15 protein-coding genes are annotated in these 22,131 nt (G+C 29.5%); 9 read left to right on the forward strand and 6 right to left on the reverse strand.

The window, feature by feature from the left end; all coding sequences use genetic code 11:
• Positions 1-22: 22 nt before the first annotated feature.
• The 3 genes from H0I28_RS07080 to H0I28_RS07090 all read left to right on the forward strand — a co-directional run bounded on the left by H0I28_RS07080 (position 23) and on the right by H0I28_RS07090 (position 4,456).
• Complete coding sequence (locus H0I28_RS07080) at positions 23-889, forward strand: lipopolysaccharide assembly protein LapB (RefSeq protein ID WP_218761161.1); 867 nt, start codon at positions 23-25, stop codon at positions 887-889.
• Between the two features lie 5 nt (positions 890-894).
• The gene (locus tag H0I28_RS07085) at positions 895-2,496 is read left to right on the forward strand and encodes a metallophosphoesterase (protein ID WP_218761162.1); all 1,602 of its coding nucleotides are present in this window, start codon (positions 895-897) and stop codon (positions 2,494-2,496) included.
• 85 nt (positions 2,497-2,581) lie between these two features.
• Entirely contained in the window at positions 2,582-4,456 is a 1,875-nt protein-coding gene (locus H0I28_RS07090; RefSeq protein ID WP_218761163.1) for a cytochrome-c peroxidase, read from the forward strand.
• A gap of 161 nt (positions 4,457-4,617) precedes the next feature.
• Here H0I28_RS07090 and H0I28_RS07095 read toward each other — a convergent pair whose 3' ends face one another.
• Together H0I28_RS07095 and H0I28_RS07100 are read right to left on the reverse strand one after the other, a co-directional pair.
• On the reverse strand, positions 4,618-6,873 hold the full coding sequence (locus H0I28_RS07095) for a glycoside hydrolase family 3 N-terminal domain-containing protein (protein WP_254712853.1): 2,256 nt from the start codon (positions 6,871-6,873) through the stop codon (positions 4,618-4,620).
• Positions 6,874-7,078: 205 nt separating this feature from the next.
• Entirely contained in the window at positions 7,079-9,307 is a 2,229-nt protein-coding gene (locus H0I28_RS07100; RefSeq protein WP_218761165.1) for a glycoside hydrolase family 3 protein, read from the reverse strand.
• 252 nt (positions 9,308-9,559) lie between these two features.
• Between H0I28_RS07100 and H0I28_RS07105 the strand changes: the two genes are divergently transcribed.
• Positions 9,560-11,665: a thioredoxin domain-containing protein gene (locus H0I28_RS07105; protein WP_218761166.1), complete on the forward strand. Its 2,106-nt coding sequence runs from the start codon at positions 9,560-9,562 to the stop codon at positions 11,663-11,665.
• 174 nt (positions 11,666-11,839) lie between these two features.
• On the opposite strand, the gene H0I28_RS07110 is transcribed toward H0I28_RS07105, so the two are convergent.
• A complete protein-coding gene (locus H0I28_RS07110; protein WP_068448536.1) occupies positions 11,840-12,364 on the reverse strand; it encodes a YkgJ family cysteine cluster protein in 525 nt (174 codons plus the stop codon).
• A gap of 189 nt (positions 12,365-12,553) precedes the next feature.
• On the opposite strand from H0I28_RS07110, the gene argS reads away from it, so the two are divergent.
• The 4 genes from argS to H0I28_RS07130 all read left to right on the forward strand — a co-directional run bounded on the left by argS (position 12,554) and on the right by H0I28_RS07130 (position 16,877).
• Complete coding sequence (gene argS / locus H0I28_RS07115) at positions 12,554-14,329, forward strand: arginine--tRNA ligase (RefSeq protein ID WP_218761167.1); 1,776 nt, start codon at positions 12,554-12,556, stop codon at positions 14,327-14,329.
• 194 nt (positions 14,330-14,523) lie between these two features.
• On the forward strand, positions 14,524-15,912 hold the full coding sequence (gene lpdA / locus H0I28_RS07120; RefSeq protein ID WP_218730849.1) for a dihydrolipoyl dehydrogenase: 1,389 nt from the start codon (positions 14,524-14,526) through the stop codon (positions 15,910-15,912).
• 173 nt (positions 15,913-16,085) lie between these two features.
• Entirely contained in the window at positions 16,086-16,460 is a 375-nt protein-coding gene (locus H0I28_RS07125) for a LysM peptidoglycan-binding domain-containing protein (RefSeq protein WP_218730850.1), read from the forward strand.
• Positions 16,461-16,598: 138 nt separating this feature from the next.
• On the forward strand, positions 16,599-16,877 hold the full coding sequence (locus tag H0I28_RS07130) for a hypothetical protein (protein WP_218730851.1): 279 nt from the start codon (positions 16,599-16,601) through the stop codon (positions 16,875-16,877).
• Between the two features lie 10 nt (positions 16,878-16,887).
• Here the strand turns inward: H0I28_RS07130 and H0I28_RS07135 are convergent, their stop codons facing one another.
• The gene (locus tag H0I28_RS07135) at positions 16,888-18,372 is read right to left on the reverse strand and encodes a hypothetical protein (RefSeq protein WP_218761168.1); all 1,485 of its coding nucleotides are present in this window, start codon (positions 18,370-18,372) and stop codon (positions 16,888-16,890) included.
• Between the two features lie 149 nt (positions 18,373-18,521).
• Between H0I28_RS07135 and H0I28_RS07140 the strand changes: the two genes are divergently transcribed.
• Positions 18,522-19,124: a hypothetical protein gene (locus H0I28_RS07140; RefSeq protein ID WP_218753821.1), complete on the forward strand. Its 603-nt coding sequence runs from the start codon at positions 18,522-18,524 to the stop codon at positions 19,122-19,124.
• Between the two features lie 286 nt (positions 19,125-19,410).
• Here H0I28_RS07140 and rlmF read toward each other — a convergent pair whose 3' ends face one another.
• Both rlmF and bshC read right to left on the reverse strand, forming a co-directional pair.
• Positions 19,411-20,265 (reverse strand): 23S rRNA (adenine(1618)-N(6))-methyltransferase RlmF, encoded by an 855-nt coding sequence (rlmF, locus tag H0I28_RS07145; RefSeq protein ID WP_218753823.1) that lies wholly within the window; start codon positions 20,263-20,265, stop codon positions 19,411-19,413.
• Positions 20,266-20,451: 186 nt separating this feature from the next.
• Positions 20,452-22,044, reverse strand: a complete 1,593-nt coding sequence (gene bshC / locus H0I28_RS07150; RefSeq protein WP_218761169.1) for a bacillithiol biosynthesis cysteine-adding enzyme BshC — start codon at positions 22,042-22,044, stop codon at positions 20,452-20,454.
• Between the last annotated feature and the right edge of the window lie 87 nt (positions 22,045-22,131).

Consider the following 22,131-nt stretch of genomic DNA (forward strand, 5'->3'; position numbering starts at 1 on the left):
CTTTAAAAAACCTTCCTATTCCATGGTTAAAAAATCATATTCCCTAAACTTTGGGAATCCTCTTTTTATAAGAATACTTTTTATTGTTTCCTTTTTATTATTATCTGTACAAGTATTTGCACACGGAGATTTATCTATTCGAATAGAAAAAAAGACTCTAGAAATTAAAAAAGACCCCAATAATTTTAACCTTTATTTTCAAAGAGGTTTACTATACCAACAACATACAGAATATAATAAATCATTAATCGATTATAAAAAATCTAAAACTTTAGGAAATAAAAATAATGCTTTAGAATATAGAATTGCTGAGGTAAATTATTTATCAGAAGAATATAATGAAGCTTTAAAAGCGATAATTTCTTATTTAAAAAAAGAGAAATTAAATACCAAAGCTAAAAAGCTAGAAGCCCAAATATTATTCCATTTAAAAGCCTATAAAAAATCGGTAACAGCATATAAATATGTTATTGATAATCTACAAGATATTCGCCCAGAAAATATTTTAGAATATGCAAAAATAATACTTGCAGAAAATAATAAAAATTATAAAGATGCTTTGCAAGTAATAGAAGTAGGTTTAGAAAAATTGGGGACAAATACATTATCTCTTCAACTTAAAAAGTTAGATTATTTAAAAGAATCTAATCAAACAGAAAAAGTAATTACACAATACAATTATTTTATTATAGAATACAACAGAAAAGAGTTTTGGTATTATAAAAAAGCTAAGTATTTAGCAAGCTTACACCAACATCAGCAAGCAAATATAGCCATACAATTAGCTTCTATTAATATAGAAAAATTAGATGCTAAATTAAAAAAAATGAACTCTACAATTAAGTTAAAGCAACAAATTAAAACTTTAGAAAACGCCATTAACAACTAAATATTATGATTAAAAAAAGCATATTTTTACTACTGACATTAATTTCTGTGTCTTTATTTTCTCAAACTTCTGTCATTGTAAAAAGAGGTCCTTATTTACAAAGCGGTACACCTACAAGCGTTATTGTAAAATGGCGAACAGATATTGCAACAGCATCTGTTGTTAATTACGGAACTAGATTAGATTCTTTATCGAACAATAAAATCAATAAAAATAAAACAACAGAACACCAAGTTGCTTTATCTAATTTACTGCCAAACACAAAATACTATTTTAATATTGGTAATCAAGAGAAAGTTTTAGCCGAAAGTATTTCTGGTGATATGTATGTAATAACTGCTCCAAAAGTTGGTACAGATCAGTTTGTTCGTGCTTGGATTTTAGGTGATCCTGGTACAGATAATAAAAGTCAAAGAAACGTAAGAGATGCCTATTATAAATATGTTGATACAGATTCTATAAACACAGGTAAAACAGATATGATGTTATTTTTAGGCGATAATGCCTATAGTAGCGGGACGGATATAGAGTACAAACTTGCTTTTTTTGATGTTTATAACGAGATGTTAAAAAAATCTGTTGCTTGGTCTTGTTTAGGGAATCACGATGGTTACACTGCTGATTCAGACACGCAATCTGGTCCTTATTATGATATTTTTTCTTTTCCTAAAGAAGCAGAAGCAGGCGGAATAGCTTCTGGTACTGAAGCTTATTACTCTTTTAATTATGCTAATATTCATTTTATAATATTAGATTCTCACCACTCTAGTAGAGCTGTTGGTGATGCAATGTACAATTGGGCTTTTACAGATATTCAAAATACAAAACAAGATTGGATTGTAACTTTATTCCATCACCCTGCATACTCTAAAGGTTCTCATGATTCTGATGTAGAAGATAGACTTATTGAAATGCGAAAAAACTTTATGCCTATGTTAGAAGCCAATGGTATAGACCTTGTTTTAAACGGCCATAGTCATTCTTATGAACGCTCTTATTTTTTAAACGGGCATCAAGGTTTTTCTAATAGTTTTAATCCTAAACAAACAACTAAAGGAGGTAACATTGTTGGCAAAAATGGAACTGGAGATGGAAAAATAGATGGTAATGGTGCTTACATAAAAACAAAAGAAGATACTAAAGGAGCTGTTTATATAACAACAGGGTCTGCAGGACAAATATCTGGCGGAGAATTAAACCATAAAGCAATGTATATTTCTTTAAATAAACTGGGTTCTTGTGTTATGGAGGTTGATGATGATGGTAAAGGTGGACAAAATTTAACTGTTAAATTTATACGAGATACTAATGAAATTGATGATTATTTCACCATCAATAAACCTAATATCACTATTAAATCTTCTTCTATCAAAAAAGAAATTATAAAAGATAATGAATCATTTATATCTCCCATTAACGGTGTACTTACCATCAACTTAAAGCCTAAAGAAAAACTAAAAAAAGTTCAATTTTATAATAATATTGGTCAGTTGGTTAAAGAAAGTAATGACAAAGTTATCGACGTTAAAAAAATGGAATTAGGTACATATGTTGTAGAAATAACAACGGATAAGGGAACATTTTATAAATCTGTTATTTTAAAATAATTTTAAATTCTCATTTTAATAAATTACTATTAAGGCTTTTTTATTCTGATAAAAAAGCCTTAATAGTTGATAAAACTTGTACTAAATGAAAAAAATAAGCATTTTATGTATATTGCTTTTTAGTTGCTTTTTTATCTTGTCGGGTAAAAAAACAACCGTTTATAAAACAGATTCCATTTTAAAAAATATAGTTTTTGATTATACAAAAAATTTTTACAAGTTTCAAAAGGAAGTAAACTTATTAGATGCTCTTACAAATAAAAAGGCTCCCTTAAAAGATATAAAAAGCCAAGTAAGAAATACAAGATTAGCTTATAAGAAAATTGAATTTATTTTTGATTATTACCAAACATTTTACAATACTACTTATATAAACGGAGCTCCGTTACCAAAAATAAGTGAATATTTTGAAGCTACTAAAGTTATAAAACCAAATGGTTTACAAGCATTAGATGAGGCTATTTTTGAAGAAAATTCTTTAGAAAACAAACAACATATTAAAAAATTAGCTAATAAATTAAAAGAACGTGTAGATTTCCTTCTAAAAAGCCACTTACCAATTCAGTTAAAATCTAGTCAAATTATAGAGTCTATTCGCTCTGGAATGGTTAGAATATTCACTTTAGGAATTACAGGCTACGACACGCCTGGTTCTGTAAATGGTCTAGAGGAAAGCTTAGTGAGTTTGCAAAGTATGAAAACCGCTTTTTTGCACTACAATGAAGGAATAAATCCTAATGCAATTATTAAATTTCACCATATTAAAAGACTTTTTGAAAAAGGAGAAAATTCATTAAAATTAGAAAATAATTTTAATGAATTTGATAGAATGCTCTTTTTAAAAGAAGTCGTAAATCCATTATATGGTAACTTATTAGAGTTTCAAAACCTGAATAACATCACGCTTGAACCTTATAAAAAGCATGCTCAAAATTATAAAGTAAAAAATATATTTGATGCTAATTTTATAAACAGTGATTTTTACTCTGAATTAGTTTACCTACCTTTAGATAATAAAAAAACAATTAAATTAGGTAAGTTATTGTTTAATGATCCACAACTTTCTAATAGTGGTAAAATGTCTTGTTTAACTTGCCATGATCCAAATAAAGGGTTTGCAGATGGTCTACCTAAAAGTATATCTAATAAAAAAGGGGGCTTTGGAGCTAGAAATGCTCCAACCATATTAAACGCAGGTTATTCCACGGGTTACTTTTTAGACATGCGCGCTTCTAATTTAGAAACTCAAGTGGCTCATGTTATTGATAACCCCTTAGAGTTTAACACTACTTTTAACGCTATAATTAACAAACTAAATAAAGATCCCAAATATCTAGCGTTGTTTAAAGATGCTTACAAAGGAATTACCAAACAAAATATCAACCAACGTTCTATAAGTAACGCTATTGCAGCCTATGTAAATTCTTTAAAATCCTTTAAGAGTCCATTTGATAGGTATGTAAGAAATGAAACAACAAAATATCCTGAAAATGCAAAACGAGGTTTTAATTTATTCATGGGAAAAGGAACTTGTGCTACGTGCCATTTTGCTCCAATTTTTAACGGAACTACACCTCCCTTTTATTTAGAATCAGAGTCTGAGGTTTTAGGTATTACGCAAGGTTTTGATTCTATAAACCCTAAATTAGACACAGACTTAGGGCGTTATAATAATGGTCTTATAGGCGATAAACAACCTTATTTTAAAAATTCTTTTAAAACGGTTTCTATTAGAAATGCAGATTTAACTGCCCCCTACATGCACAATGGTTTATTTTATACTTTAGAAGATGTTTTAGAGTTTTATAACTTAGGAGGTGGAGAAGGAATGGGAATAAAAGTAAAAAATCAAACACTTTCTAACGTACATTTAAATTTATCGAAACAAGAAATTAATGATATTATCGCTTTCATAAAAACGCTTTCAGATACATCTAACTTTACAACCAATAAGAGTTAAAGACTCCATTTTAAAATAATTATGTGTCTTTTATTTTAATAGATTATAATTTTACGACTCTTAATCTGGTATAAATATTTCCCTAAACAGAAGCTAGGGAAATAATATATTAAATATCTCTTTTGCTACCACAAAGAACCATTGAATCTAACTTTTATTATTTACTTTTTAAGAGAAAATGATGTTTTTAAACCTTCTGATGCATTTGGTCCAACCCAAATATTAAACACTCCTTCTTCTGCAGCTTTTATCATTTTATGATTGACAAACTCTAAATCTTTAGCCGAAATTTTAAAAGTAACTTCTTTTGTTTCTCCACTTTTTAAGAATACATGCTCAAATCTTTTTAACTCTTTAACAGGTCTAGTAATGCTACCAACAACATCTTGTATATAGAGTTGTGCTATTTCTTTACCGTCATTTTTACCTGTATTTGTAATGGATACCTTAACCTCTAAATCTTCATTAAAGTTAATGATCTCTTTAGATATAGAAATATCTGCATATTTAAAAGTTGTGTAGGTTAAGCCATAACCAAAAGGAAAATGAGGTGTAAAACCGACATCTAAATAATGAGAATCGTTACCCAGTGAACTTTGCCATGCAGCAATAGGGATTTTATCCATCGGAATAAAATTAATGCTATCCGCAGGTCTTCCTGTATTTTTATGATTGTAAAAATACGGGAGTTGACCAGCTGTTTTTGGCCAAGAAACAGGCAATCTTCCTTCAGGAGATTTTATTCCATGTACAATTTCATATAAAGCCTCACCTCCCATTGTTCCGGGGTGCCATGCCATTAAAACAGCATCTATTTTATCTATAATATTTGTAATGGTAATGGGTCTACCTGCCATAATTACTAAAACAATAGGTTTTCCTGTTTTAGCCAATTCGTTAATTAATTCTTCTTGAGCTCCTGGTAAATTAATGTTTGCTCTACTATGTGCTTCACCAGATAAAATTGCTTCTTCTCCTCCAAAAAATAAAATAATATCAGATTTTTCTGCGTTATTTATAGCTTCTTTAAATCCTTCTGTAGAGACATCTCTACTATGCCCTAATCCTTTTGCGAACGTAAAATTTGCATTTGCTTTTTTATATGCATCTAAAGGTGTATTGGTGTGTTCTTTTTCTCCATCAAAAGCCCAAGTTCCTAATTGTTCGTGTGGTGCATTTGCCAAAGGTCCAATAATTGCAATATTTGTTTTCTCCGAAAGAGGTAAAATAGAATTCTTGTTTTTTAACAACACCGTACTTTCAATCGCTGCTTTTTTAGCCTCTTCTAGATGACTTTCTGCATACAAGTTACCCGTATGTTCTTTGTTTCTATGCGGATTTTCAAAAAGACCAAGTCTAAATTTAATTCGTAGAATATTACGTACAAATTCATCTAATTCTTCTATAGTTACCTTTTCTTCTTCAATCAATTCTTTTAAATGGTTTTCGTAAGCTTCACTATTCATTTCCATGTCTAATCCTGCTTTTGCAGCTAATTCTGCAGCATGTTTTTCATCACTTGCAAAACCATGAGCAATCATTTCTGTAACCGAATCCCAATCACTTACTACAAAGCCATCAAATTGTAATTCTCCTCTTAAAACATCCTTTAATAGAAACTCATGTCCTGTTGCTGGAATTCCGTTTATTTCATTAAAAGAACTCATTACAGTTGCAGCACCAGCATTTATAGCTGCTTTAAATGGTGGTAAATAAATGTTTCTTAAAAGAGGTTCACTTAAATTAACCGTGTTATAATCTCTACCTCCAAAGGCAGCTCCATAGGCAATATAATGTTTTGCAGAAGCCGCAATTCTGTAAGGGTTGCTTAAATTATTTCCTTGAAAACCTTTAATATAAGCAGCACCTAAAACGGTTGCTAAATAAGGATCTTCTCCTGGTGATTCTGCAATTCTTCCCCATCGGCTATCTCTTGCAATGTCTAACATTGGGGCAAACGTCCATCGTATACCTGATGACGTAGCCTCAAAAGCAGCTATTTCAGAAGATTTTTCTACTATTTGAGTATTCCAAGTAGCGGCTAATCCCAATGGAATTGGAAAAATAGTTTTAAAACCATGAATTACGTCTCTACCAAAAATTAATGGAATTCCGTTTGGACTCTCTTCAACCGCGATTCTCTGTAATTCATCTACATAGTCTAAATTCATAATGTTTAAAAAAGCACCAACTTCTCCTTTTTTAACAGCTGCTATTAATTTTTCTGGAAGTTCATTTTCGGTACTGTGCATACCTCTTAAATTGGTTTGCCCTATTTTTTCTTCTAAAGACATTTTAGAGAGTAATACTTCAATCTTTGCTTCATGCGTTGTGTCTTCTGCAGAAGACAACTTCTTGTTTTCTTTACAACTTATAGTTGTTACCAATAACAGTAATAAAAGGAATGTTTTTTTCATAATATTATTCATTTTGTTGGTTTATTTTCTATCAAAAAAGTATTTTTTGCGTCTTTAATTCATAAAAATTACAAAGGCTACTTTTTACTTTCTCTTTAGTTATGTCTACATTTTTAGTAATTATATAAAGAGTGACTCATTTTTTACTAAAAAAAAGCAGTACAAAATTAAATTCATACTGCTTTTCCACTTTAATCAACTCAAATTAAAACAAATCAAATTTTATCTTTTTCACAATATTATTGGATGCGTTACCTACGTATAAATAATAAGTTCCTTCCTCTACAGTCCAGTCTGAAATTTCTGGATTATAATAGGCTAATGTGGATGCATCAATAGTAATTGTACTCGTTTTTTTAGTTCCTTTATCTAAATAAATTTTCGAAAATCCTTTTAATTCTTTTAAAGCTCTTTCTACTTTAGATTTATGTTTACCAACATATACTTGTACAACTTCTGCTCCTGCTCTATCTCCGGTGTTTGCAACATCAAAAGTTATTTTTATTTGATCATTCTTAGCATATTTTTTTTGATCGATTTTTACATCAGAAATTTTAAGATCAGTATAAGATAAACCAAATCCGAAAGCATATTGAGGTTTTATTTTTCGGGTATCAAACCATCTATATCCGACTAAAATACCTTCGCTATAATTTTGATTAACGCCATCTCCTGGGTATGATATTTGTCCGAAAGCATGTGCTGCATTGTCATTTAATTCTTTTGGAAAAGAAAAAGGAAGTTTCCCTGAAGGGTTTACATCTCCACTAACAACATCTGCTATTGCATGACCAGCCATACTACCCAAATACCAAGTTTGTAAAATTCCTTTTGTTTTAGAAATCCAAGGCATTTTTACCGCATTTCCTGTAACCAATAAGAAACCTAAGTTTTCATTAACTTTTTGAATTCCATTTATTAATTTTTCTTGTCCGTAAGGCAAATCAAAAACTTTTCTATCATCTCCCTCACTATCTTGGTGATGACTTTTATTTAAACCGCCCACAAAAAGAACAATGTCCGCTTTTTTTGCAACTTCAATTGCTTTTACATACAAAGAATCTTGGTCTAAATTAGCTGGTAAAATTTTATCATAAACAGAGGCACCAGACTCATAGCCCATTGTATGAATAATCGTTGCATTTTTGTATCGTTCTTTTATCCCTTGCAAAGGAGAAATTTCAAAAAGCGGTTTTAATTGAGAAGATCCTCCACCTTGTGTCATATCTCTTGTTGCATTTTCTCCAATAACAGCAATTGTAATTCCTTTTTTATCCTGAATAGGAAAGAAATTATCTTCATTTTTTAACAAAACAATTCCTTCTGTAGCTACTTTTCTAGCAACTTCTAGATGCTTATCTGTATTCAACTTCCCTAAAGTTCTATTCGGGTTTAAGTTTGTACGATACATCAACCTTAATATTCTACGTACTTTATCGTCTACCAAATCTTCACTTAACTCACTATTTTTTATCGCTTTTAAAAACGGATTTGCTAAATAATAATGTTGATAATGATTATTGGTTGTAGTTCCCAAACCGTCTGTTCCTGTCCCCATTTCCATATCTACACCATATAAAGCTGCTTCTTTGGTAGAATGTACAGAACTCCAATCGCTAATTACAACTCCATCAAAGCCCCAATCTGTTTTTAAAATTTTATGTAAAATTTTATTATGGGTAGTGTACTGACCTCTAAATTTATTATAAGCGCCCATTAATGCCCAAACATTTCCTTTTTGCACCGCTGCTTTAAATGCTGGTAAATAAATCTCATGCAATGCTCTATCACCTACTTCTACATTAATTTTATCTCTTAAATGCTCTTGATTATTTAGAGCAAAATGTTTTACACAAGCGGCAATACCATTGTCTTGAACCCCTTTAATATAAGGAACTACCATCGTGGAAGCTAAAAAAGGATCTTCACCTAAATATTCAAAATTTCTACCATTCATGGGCGTTCTATAAATATTTACACCAGGACCTAATAAAACCTCTTTTTCTCTATATTTTGCTTCTTCACCTAAACTAAAACCATAATTCTCTGCTAATTCTGGGTTAAAAGTTGCCGCCAAACATGTAAGTGCCGGAAAAGCAGTAATAGCATCATTGGTCCACCCTGCATTCTCCCAAGCATCCCAACTAATTTCTTCTCTAACTCCATGTGGTCCATCAGACATCCAAACTTCTGGAATTCCTAATCTTGCAACTCCTTTAGTACTAAATTTAGACTGCGCATGTGTCATTGCTACTTTTTCTTCCAAAGTTAAAACAGCAATAATACTATCTATTTTGGCTTCTATAAACGCAGTAGAAACTTCATTTTTCTCTAATTGAATTTGTGGTATTTTATCTTGTGCTTTCGTATATGAAATCTGTAAGCACAAAACAAAAACGAATACAGAAATATTTTTTTTCAACGCTAGTCTCATATTTAAAGTTTATTTAATTGTTTACTATTTTTGATAAAACTACTATTTAACTAAATATATGAATAAAACTATTTGAACTAAGATTAAAACATTTGTTGCAATTACTACCTTACCACCCCATTTTATATGGCTATAACACATATGAGTTACTTGATGCTTTAGATTTTGCATCAAAAGAGTTTTTTAAATTAGAGTTTTATAATACTTTAGTCCTATTGATATTTTAATTTAATTTTTAATAAAAATAAAAGCTTGAGACTCATTACTAAAACCTTATTCTATTTATGTATAATACTCTGTTTAAGTTGTAACAAAGACAGAGAAACAGCTAGTCAAAATGAATTAGCCAACGAAACGAGTCCTTATTTGTTACAGCACGCAAACAATCCTGTAAATTGGAAAGCTTGGAATGATAAAACTTTACAACTTGCCAAAGACGAGAATAAGCTAATTATTATTTCTATTGGATATTCTGCTTGCCATTGGTGTCATGTTATGGAAGAAGAGAGTTTTGAAAATGATTCTATTGCCAAAATAATGAACGAAAACTTTATTAATATTAAAGTTGATAGAGAAGAAAGACCTGATGTAGATAATGTGTATTTAAATGCCGTACAATTAATGACTGGTAGTGGTGGCTGGCCACTTAACTGTATAGCATTACCAGATGGAAGACCCATTTTTGGAGGAACTTATTTTACAAAAGAACAATGGCAAGAAATTTTATTAAACATCTCTAAACTGTATAAAGAAACTCCAGAAAAAGCTATAGAATTTGCAGCAAAACTTACAGAAGGTTTACAACAATCAGAATTAATTACATTAAAAGAAGACAAAGCCGAGTTTACAGATACAGAACTAAAAAAAGCAGTTTTAAAATGGCAACAAGACTTCGACACTATTTATGGTGGTGAAAAAAGTGATATTAAATTCCCAATGCCAAATTCTTATGAGTTCTTATTAAGGTACGGTTATCAATTTGAAGATGAAGGTGTAAAAAAACATATAGAAACTACCTTAACAAAAATGGCTTTTGGTGGAATTTATGACCACATAAATGGTGGTTTCTCTAGATATTCTACGGATAAGAAATGGCACATTCCACATTTTGAAAAAATGCTTTATGACAATGCTCAACTTGTTAGTTTGTATGCCAAAGCTTATCAAAATGATAAAAAGGAGTTGTACAAGACGACGATTGAAGAAACTTTAGATTTTGTAAATCAAGAATTAACAGATAAAAATGGAACGTTCTTTTCTTCTTTAGATGCCGATAGTAAAAACATAGAGAATGAATTAGAAGAAGGTGCTTATTATTATTTTACAAAACAAGAATTGCAAGATTTAATTACTGATGATTACGCTCTGTTTGAAGATTATTATAATATAAATGATTTTGGTCTATGGGAAAAAGACAGATATGTTTTAATCAGAAATTCTACCAATGTAGCTTTTGCAAACAAACATAAAATAAGTACGGACGCACTTTCAATTAAAATTAAAAACTGGAAAACAATTCTTAAAAAAGTAAGAAAACAAAAAGTAAAACCAAATTTAGACGATAAAGTTTTAACCTCTTGGAATGCCTTAATGATAAAAGGGTACCTAGATGCTTATAAAGCTATAAAAAACGAAGATTATTTAAAAGCCGCACTTAAAAATGCAAATTTTATTTTAAACAATCAATTACAAAAAGACGGAAATCTGTATCGAAATTACAAAAATGGAAAAAATACTATTAATGCATATTCCGAAGATTATGCTACGTTAATAGATGCCTTTATCAATTTATATGAAGTAACTCTTGATGAAAAATGGTTAACAACATCTAAAAAATTAATGGACTTTACTTTAGATAATTATAAAAATACAAAAAACAATATGTTTTATTTTGCTTCTAATAAAAGTAAAAAATTAATATCTAGAAAAGTAAAAGTTGATGATAATGTAATTGCTTCTCCTAATTCTATTTTAGCTAACTGTTTGTTTAAGTTGAGCCTTTATTATTACGATGCAAATTACACTAAAATGGCAAAACAAATGCTTCATAATATGCACAATCACATTTTAGAAAGTCCTACGGGTTTTAGTAATTGGTTAAATTTAATGACCAATTATACCAAACCATTTTATGAAGTTGCAATTGTAGGAAATGAAGCACAAAATATTAAAAAAGAGTTATTAGATCATTATATACCAAATATTATAATAGTAGGTTCTGCAAATGAAAATGAAAGTGTTCCTCTATTAAAAGGTAAATTTGTAGAAGATGAAACTTACATTTACGTCTGTAATTTAGGTACTTGTAAATTACCTCAAAAAGAAACTAATAAGGCCATTGAGCTCATACAGAAATAATATACAAAACTAAAAAAACCATCTCGTTTAAGATGGTTTTTTGTTATGCTAACTAATTCAAATAATTTACACAATGAAAACAGTTTACTAGGTTGCTTTCATTATTATATAAACAACTTCTGTGCCAAAAAATATTTGAATTTTATTTTTAGATATATTTAACAATTCCCCTAATTAACTCCTTCTTTTTTTCACTTTAGAAACCATAGGTACTGCTTTTTTTAATGCTTCTACAATAGAATAAGCAGCAGGACAAATAGCTGTATTTGCAACCGTTAAATCAGATATATTTATAAACTTCTTTCTATTTGTATGCGGATATTCAGAACAAGCTTTTGGGCGAACATCATAAATAAAACAAGTATTATCAGATTCATCAAAGAAAGAACAAGGTGCTGTTTTTAACACCATAAAATCATCTTCATCTCTTTCTAAATATTGCTCTGTAAAACCGGCAACTTTCATTTTTAAATGCTTAGAAATACGTTCTACATCTTTATCCGTAAAAATAGGACTTGTAGTTTTACAACAATTTCCGCAGGTTAAACAATCTGTTTTTTTAAATTCTGCATCGTGCAATTCTTGTACAACGTAATCTAAATTTTTGGGCGTTCTTTTCTTAAGCGTCGCAAAGTACTTTAGACTTTCCTTTTTAGCTTCTTCTGCTAATTTTGGTAATTGTTCTAGACGTTTTTCCATTGTGCAAAAATACAATTTAATAGTTTAAAACAAGATTTCTAAAAAAAGGTTTCATAATTATCTTACACATCAATTACTTCTATTTTATCACTTAAAATTCATCTAATTTAAACTTGTAAATCTTTAATTGTGAAGGCTTGAATCTTTTAATCTTTTAACGTAATTTTGCATTTCAATTTTCGATACTAAATGAGCATTCAAAACATTATAGAAACCAAAGTAAAAGAAGGGTTTTTAGCACTATACAATATAGAGATTCCAACAGTAGAATTTCAGGCAACCAGAAAAGAATTTGAAGGAGATATTACAGTAGTAGTATTCCCTTTATTGCGATACAAAAAAGGAAATCCTGTGCAAATTGGTGAGGATTTAGGTAAATATATAGTAGAAAATGTTGCCGAAATAACCAATTACAACGTAGTAAAAGGTTTCTTAAATCTAGTAATTGACGATAGTTTTTATACTAACTTTTTCAATTCTATTTATCCTGATTCTAGTTACGGTATGGTTTCGCCAAAGGCGGATGAAAAAGCGGTGATGGTAGAATACTCTTCTCCAAATACCAACAAACCTTTACACTTAGGGCACGTTCGTAACAATTTATTAGGATATTCTGTTGCTGAAATTATTAAAGCTGCAGGTAAAAAAGTCTATAAAACTCAGATTATAAACGATAGAGGTATTCATATCTGTAAATCTATGTTGGCTTGGGAAAAATTCGGTAACGGAGAAACGCCAGAATCTACAGGTTTAAAAGGTGATAAATTGGTTGGTAATTACTATGTAAAATTCGACCAAGAATATAAGAAAGAAATTGCGCAATTAATTGCGGAAGGTAAAACAGAAGACGAAGCTAAAAAAGAAGCTCCTTTATTTGTAGAAGCACAACAAATGTTGTTGAAATGGGAAGCTGGAGATGAAGAAGTTGTTGCTCTTTGGAAAGAAATGAACTCTTGGGTATATGCTGGTTTTGAGGTTACTTATAAAAGTATGGGGGTAAATTTTGACACTTTATATTATGAAAGTAACACCTACTTATTAGGAAAGGATGTAGTTGCACAAGGTTTAGAAAAAGGTGTTTTCTACAAAAAAGAAGACGGTTCTGTTTGGTGTGATTTAACCGAAGATGGATTAGACGAGAAAATCGTTTTACGTTCTGATGGAACAGCTGTTTATATGACACAAGATATTGGTACCGCTATACAACGTGTAAAAGATTATGCAGATGTTGGTGGAATGGTGTATACGGTTGGAAACGAACAAGATTATCATTTTCAAGTATTGTTCTTAATTTTAAAGAAATTAGGATTTGATTGGGCAAAACAATTGCATCATTTAAGTTACGGAATGGTAGATTTACCTTCTGGTAAAATGAAATCTAGAGAAGGAACTGTTGTAGATGCAGATGATTTAATGGATGAAATGACGGCAACTGCCAAAGAAATTTCTGAAGAATTAGGAAAACTAGACGGTTATTCTGATGAAGAAAAAAACGAATTATACGAAACCATTGGTTTAGGTGCTTTAAAATACTTTATTTTAAAAGTAGATCCTAAAAAGAGAATCTTGTTCGACCCAAAATCTTCTGTAGATTTTCAGGGAAATACAGGTCCTTTTATTCAGTATACCTATGCTAGAATTCAGTCTATAATTAGAAAAGCAGATTTTGATTACTCACAACCTATAAAGATAGAATTACACGAAAAGGAAAAAGAATTACTAAAACAATTAGAATTGTATCCTGAAACGGTACAACAAGCTGCTGCCAGTTATTCGCCAGCAATTATTGCAAATTATACATACGATTTGGTAAAAGAGTTTAATTCTTTCTATCAGAATGTACATATTTTAGGAGAACAAGATTTAGATAAAAAAGCTTTTAGAGTTCAATTGTCTAAAAAAGTAGCTGATACTATAAAATCTGCATTTTTATTATTAGGAATTAAAGTTCCGGAGAGAATGTAAATTAGTTGAATCTTACATTGGCTGTAAGACCAAAAGTTAGTAAATTAGCAAGCGTTAGGGATTGAAGTGGCATCCTTTTGCTTTTTTAGCAAAAGATACAACGGAAAGCCTGTTAAAACGCCCAACTTCTGGATACGATTTAAAAAAATAACTAGAAGTAACATAGATAAAAATAAAAAGTTAAATATACAATTATGAAATACGACATCATTATTATTGGAAGTGGACCTGGAGGTTATGTTACAGGTATTAGAGCTTCTCAATTAGGCTTTAAAGTTGCCATTGTAGAGAAAGAAAGCTTAGGTGGAATTTGCCTAAACTGGGGATGTATACCTACAAAAGCATTGTTAAAATCTGCACAGGTTTATGATTATTTAAAGCATGTTGACCAATATGGTTTAAAAGCAGAAGCTATTGATAAAGATTTTGATGCTGTAATTAAAAGAAGTCGTGGTGTTGCTGAAGGAATGAGCAAAGGTGTTGCTTTTTTAATGAAGAAAAACAAAATTGATATTATTAACGGTTTTGGTAAAATTAAAACTGGTAAAAAAGTAGATGTTACTGCCGAGGATGGAACAGTAACTGAATATAGTGCAGACAATATTATTATTGCTACAGGTGCACGTTCTAGAGAATTACCTAATTTACCTCAAGATGGTAAAAAAGTAATTGGTTATAGACAAGCAATGAGTTTACCTACGCAACCAAAATCTATGATTGTTGTAGGTTCTGGAGCAATTGGTGTTGAGTTTGCTCACTTTTATAATTCTATGGGAACTGATGTTACTATTGTAGAATTTATGCCTAATGTAGTACCAGTTGAAGATATTGATGTTTCTAAACAATTTGAAAAATCAATTAAAAAAGCAGGTATTAAAGTAATGACAAATTCTTCTGTAGAATCTGTTGATACTTCTGGTGAAGGTGTTGTTGCTACTGTAAAAACTAAAAAAGGAGAGGAAACTTTAACGGCTGATATCTTATTATCTGCAGTTGGAATTAAATCTAACATTGAAAACATTGGTTTAGAAGATGTTGGAATTATTGTTGATAGAGATAAAATCTTAGTAAACGATTTTTATCAAACTAACATACCTGGTTATTATGCTATTGGTGATGTGGTTCCTGGACAAGCTTTAGCACACGTTGCTTCTGCAGAAGGAATTACTTGTGTTGAGAAATTAGCTGGTTTACATACAGAGCCAATCGATTACGGAAACGTTCCTGGTTGTACGTATGCTACTCCAGAAATTGCATCTGTTGGTATGACTGAAGCAAAAGCTAAAGAAGCGGGTTACGATTTAAAAGTTGGTAAATTTCCATTTTCTGCATCTGGTAAAGCAACTGCATCTGGAGCTACAGAAGGTTTTGTAAAAGTAATTTTTGATGCAAAATACGGAGAATGGTTAGGATGCCATATGATTGGTGCTGGTGTTACAGATATGATTGCTGAAGCAGTTTTAGGACGTAAATTAGAAACTACTGGTCATGAAGTTTTAAAAACAATTCACCCTCACCCAACCATGAGTGAAGCAGTTATGGAAGCTGTTGCTGACGCTTATGATGAAGTGATTCATTTATAAAATATAGATTATTAGATTTGTAGCACATTAGAAATACGAATCTGACAGAAAAAAGTAATATTATTTACGATAGTTTAATTCTAACGATAAAAACAGTACTTTTATCGAAAACCGAAGCTTCTTGCTTCGGTTTTTTTGTATCTTTAAAGTATTAACGATAACTAAAAAATAAAATGAAAACAAAATATCAAAGTGTATTAGATTTAGGAGAACAATTAGCAATTGAAAACGGTGATGTAAAAGAAGAAAATGGTGTTTTACACTTAACAGGTACTGCAAAAAACCAATATGAAAAAAACCTTCTTTGGGATAAAATAAAAGAAGTAGGTGGTGATAACCCTACAGATATACAAGCAAATATTGAAGTTGCTGATACTTCTATTTTTGCATCTCATACTGTAAAAAGTGGAGATACTTTAAGTAAAATATCTAAAAAATATTACGGAAAGTCTGGAAAATACAATGTTATTTTTGAAGCTAACACAAATATTTTAACGAATCCTGATGCCATTCAGATAGGACAAGAATTAGTGATTCCTAATATCTAGGCATAAACGGATCATCATATTTAAGCCGAAGCAAGTTGCTTCGGTTTTTTTGTTTTTATTAATTGATAAAAAAACAGTATTAAAAAACAAACTAAATTTCTTTGGTTTTATATATCTTTGAGATTATAAAAACAAAAAATGAGTTCTAAAAAATCTGCAAAATCTAAGAAAGACAACTTTATAGAGTATTGGGAAGCAAAGAGAAATAATAGAGTTAAATACGCACTGCTACAAAGTCTTTATTTTGCAATTCCTTTTGGTATTGTTTTTCAATTACTAGAAAGTGTACAAGGTTTTTTAACCCTGCAATTCGTTTCTAAAGTACTTACTATTTTTTGCGTTTATTTCCTTCTTTCTTATTATGTTTCTTTTACTATTTATGAGAAAAAATATAAAAAGTTAAAAAAACAATCATAGATTTAAGCTGTTAAATCAAAGAATTTTGTAGTCCTTTTTCAACATTTATCCAGAAAAAATTCCAGAAAGATTTTGTGGTATCTCTTTCTACATTTTCAGTTTCTACCTTTACAATTCCGTTTTTAGAAGAATCCTTTATAAATAGATTTGCCAACCAACTTAGCACTTTATTTTTGGTTTTGTCTTTGTCTAAAACTTTAATGTTAAAGTTTTTAAAATCTAAATTTAACTTCCCATTAGAGGCAAAATCATTTCCTTCAAAATCGAAATACATTTTATCTATATAACCATCCATTTTCACATTCATGGTAGGTAATAAAAAAGAACTCATGTTTTTTGAATTCACATCAAACAAACTTCCTGTTATTCTAAAATTATCATTTTTATTATTAATATCAAATGTCCACTCAATATCCAACGGACAATATTCCATAAAATTAGATTGAATCTTTGCAGTTGTTAACTTAGTAGCTTTATCACTACTATTATTTATATTACTTATTTGCGCCTGTAACTTGTCGAAAATTAGAATACCTGGTTTGTTGTTTTCAATTATATATTCTTCATAAACAATTTTAGAATTTTTAATATCTACATTTTTTACATCAATATTAAAAGGTAAATTTCTAAGACTTTTACTATACAAATCCTTCCTTATATTTGGGTGCTCTAAAACAGTTCCGTCTAAATATAAATTAAAAAAAACTTCATCAAATAAAATATGATTTACACTGACGTGAAATTTTTCTTTTTCCACTATTTTTATATCAGAAATAACAACTTTTTCACTAAATAAAGTCATTAATTCTTTTTCTTGAGAAACATGATAGATATATTCTTCTCTCGACTTTAACGGCCTAATTTCTAAACTATCTAAGGTTAAATTGTCTTTTTCAAAATTTAATTTAGAAAATTTAACTTTCTGAACTTTAGAATACTGAGTTTCAAAATTACTCATTGAGATCTCTATATCATCATATAAAAAAGGAATCGTTTTATTTTGAGTATCATCCAACTCAAAACCATTCATTTCAAAAGAAATGTTTTGTACAATTAAAGGATAGTTATCATTCTTAATGATATCAATTTCTATATTCTCAAACTGAATATTGTCTATTTTTAAACCTAAAGGAGCTTTTTGGGGTGTACTAGTACTCTCCCCTTTTTTAGTTTCTTTATTTATTAGCTTCCCTGTAATTTTAGAATTCAGCACTTTTAAATTCCCAACAGAAATTGATTTGTTTTTTACATATTGATAATAAGAAACATCTTCAATTTCTAATTTTTCTGTTGTAAATTGAAGACTATCTTTTACACTTGCTACATTCTTTAAAGTAATATTACCAAGTAATAAATTTACTGATACAGCATCATAACTTAATTGTTGTGTTTTTAAATAAGCATCCACTTTTTTTGTAACCCGATACTCTACAATTTTATAAATAGATAAAATAGATACGACTAGTAAAAATATTTTAAACGTTTTTTTATTCATGTGAGTTTGCTTTAAAACAAATTTAACATACTAATCTATTTTTTCTTACTCCAATGCACAAAAGAATGAACTCATACCATTCAATTTAATAAAAAAAGAAGAGTTGACTCAGTTTAGAATCTTATTTTTGTCACAAAAGAAATAATACATTGATTACTAATAAAAAACTATTCTTAAAAGAAACGCTAAAAGCATTATTAAAATTAATAATTGCAGGAATTCTTATTGGTGTTTTAAAAGAATATGACGCTATAATAGCAGGTATTTTAGTTCTAAAAATTATACATAACGTTTACAAGGAAATTATTCTGCCAAAAAAAAACAAGAACTGGTTATTATTAATAGGTATGCTATTAACTGGTTTTGGTGGTATTATTGGTGAAACTTGGGGCGTTGCAAATGGTTATTGGGAATATCATGAAGTTACAAGAGAATTGCCTTTATGGTTGCCTTTTGCTTGGATGCTAGCTTTTCATTATTTGTATAAACTAGAACGCACTTTAATTCCTTTATTAAAAGAGAAAACTCAAAAAAACAAGGTTTTTCTGGCCATTTTACTGGCTTTAATTCTTCCTGCTTTTGGAGAAGTGATTACTATTTATTTAGGTGTTTGGACCTATTATTGGCCATATCAACTTTTTGGAGTGCCTTTATATGCCTTTATCTGTTTAGTTTTTGTACACATGTTGGTTTATACTCTTTTACATTTTATTTGTAAAAAGTATAAAATTAATGATGTGGTTTTTAACTAAATCTTTTTTGTCATTTCTAAATGAGCTAAATCTTATAAAAAATTACAACACCAATATTATTAAATCTTACAAAAAACACTTCAATCCATCATGAGATTCCACTTCGTTCCTCATTCGGAATGACTAACTACATTCCGGTTCCCAATAACAACAAACCGAATATCATTTAAAATTAGATTTTTTAGCAAGTGAGAAACCTCATAAAAAAAGGTTCAATCAATTTATAAATTGATTGAACCTTTTTTAAAAATATATTTTTCCTCTGAAAAAATTAAAGAACCTTTAATTAAAACCTCCAAGCAACAATTCTGGTTACTTTATTTCCTTGGTGCATCGGAATAATTTTAAATTCAACAGCCCCTAATTTTGCAGAAGACTTTTCTAAACTCTTTACGTTTTCTTTCTTAGAAACTAAACTAGTAAACCATTTACTACTTTTAGGAAACAAAGAACTTTCATATAAATAATTATGTAAAAAAGCTTTTTCTCCACCTACGTACCAAAGTTCATTGTTATTTCCGGCAAAGTTTCTAACAGCGTTATTACCTAAGTTTCTAGATTTTCTTCCATTAGCTCCTTGTGCTTCTTCTGCCGATTTGTAAAAAGGCGGATTACACATTGTTGCAGAAAATGAATCGGTATCTTTTAAAACTCCTTTTAAAATTTGCTCCTCATTTAATTGCTGACGTAATTCTATTTTATTTGTAAAATTATTATCATCCATAATATCTTGGGCAGTATCTAAAGAATCTAAATCGATATCTGTAGCAACAAAACTCCAATCATATTCTGCAATTCCTAATAATGGATAAATACCTGTAGCACCTGTACCGATATCTAAAATTTTAATATCTTTTTCTTCTGATAACAAATCTGCTAAGTGATGAATGTAATCTAAACGACCAGGTATTGGTGGACATAAATTTTTATCGCCAAAATTCCAAGTAGAAATTTTATCTAAAGAAAATAATAAAGCTTTATTCAATTCTTTTACTGCATCAGGGTTCGAAAAATCTATGGTAACAGTGTCAAATTGATTTTTAGCAACATATTGCTTTAATGCTGGGTTTATGGTACTTAATTCATCAAAGTTATAGCCTTTGTTGAATTTATTTTTGGGGTGTAATCCTTTGTCTTTCATTCTATTTGATGTAATTATTGTGTAAATAATTTACACAAATTTCACTGATTATAACAGCGTGTCAAAAGTAGGCTATATAAGCTGAATTTATAATGTAAGTTTTAAAAATTAAAAAAAATTTATGAGATTTCGCAATTGCTAAAAAAAACTCGGTGAAGCTCTGTAGCTTCTCTCATTCTCCTAGTATTACAACTCTAAAATTGTAAACTCTAATTGCAATGGTTTTAATGCCATTTTTAATGCTTTTGTAAATGACGAACCATACTCTAAATAATATTCAGAAAAATTACGTTGACGTTCTTCTAAACTATGATTTGGTAAAATTTCATTTTGTAATAATGTAATTCTTTCTACTAAATCTTTTTGTCTTTTTTTCTCTGCTTTTAACAAACGCTTTTGTAAATTTTCTAAACCTTTAATTTGCTTTCTTTCTTGCGCATTTACAGCATTCACAAAAGAAACATCTGTTTGTTTAGCTACTTCTTTAAGTTCTAAAAATTGCTTTTCTAAAAACTGAATCTTTTCATCGAAGTTTACTTTTATATCAGAGTTTTCTTTCACTTTTTCAGATAATAAATCATGTTGATTTAAAAACAGTTCTTCTAAAGAAATATTTAATTTCTCTAATTTTTTTGCTTGTTTTTCTGATACTACTTGTACCGAATTACGCAATAATAAAATAGGAAATGGAATGGCTACTGCTTCAAAATAATCTTTTAATTCTAACCAATACGCCATCTCTCCTCCTCCTCCTAAATAACAAAGATTTGGTAAAATTACCTCTTGGTATAAAGGTCTCATAATTACGTTTGGCGAAAATGATTTTGGATTTTCATCTACTTCCTTTAAGATTTCAGCCTTAGAAAAAGTAATATCGGTATTGTTTACTTTGTAAACTCCTCCTTCTAAAATAATACGTTCTCTAAAATCATCACCCAAATAAAATAAATTAATTTCTCTTGGGTTTACTTGAATTTTATAATTCTTTTCTAAATCTGTAATTGTTTTAGAAACGGCTTTAAATGAAGTTTCATTTTCAAGTTCGTCTTTTACAATTGGGGTAAACAATTGTTTTAGACTAGTGTCATCTCCATCTATAATTATCAAACCATAATCGCTAAATAATTCGTTTGCAATATAACGCGTTGCATCCGCTAAGTTATTATGTTTTAAATATCCATCAGAAAATAACTCTTTTAGAAATTCAGCATTTTTAGAATGCCCTAAGTGTTCCGAAAAAACGTCAAAAACAGCAGCTAATCCTTCAGTAGAAAATCGTCCAACTGCTCCACCATCTTTTCGGTTCCAAAGCACTTTTTTTCCATCAAAATTAAAATAATTAATCTCTTCAAAATCATGATCTTCTGTCGCCATCCAATAAATGGGAACAAAATTTTGTTCAGGAAATTTTTCTGATAACTCTTCACACAAATTAATTGTTGAAAGAATTTTATATAAGAAATATAAAGGTCCTGTAAACAAATTTAATTGATGACCTGTAGTTACAGTAAATGTATTTTGCAACTTTAAGCTCTCTATATTTTCTTCCGTTTTTTTTGAAACATTAAATCCTTGATATTGATTTTTTAAAGCATCAACCAACACCAATCTAGATTGCAATCTAAATGATTTTTGCTTCTCCTCTATCTGACTATGAAAACCAGAAATATCAGGAAAATTATTATAAAATGGTTGTATAGACTCTTTCTTTTCTAAATAATCTAGCATTATCTTAGAAAAAAATCCTGTTTTTTGAAATGGTATCTGTGTTACTTTCATCTTAAATAACACTTTTTTGGCAACAATCAGATTCTGAAGTAGAATTCATTTAGTTTGATTAATTTTTGATAAAAATACGAATAATTT

This window comes from Polaribacter sp. AHE13PA, from assembly GCF_019278505.1.
In the GTDB taxonomy this organism is placed as follows: Bacteria; Bacteroidota; Bacteroidia; order Flavobacteriales; family Flavobacteriaceae; genus Polaribacter.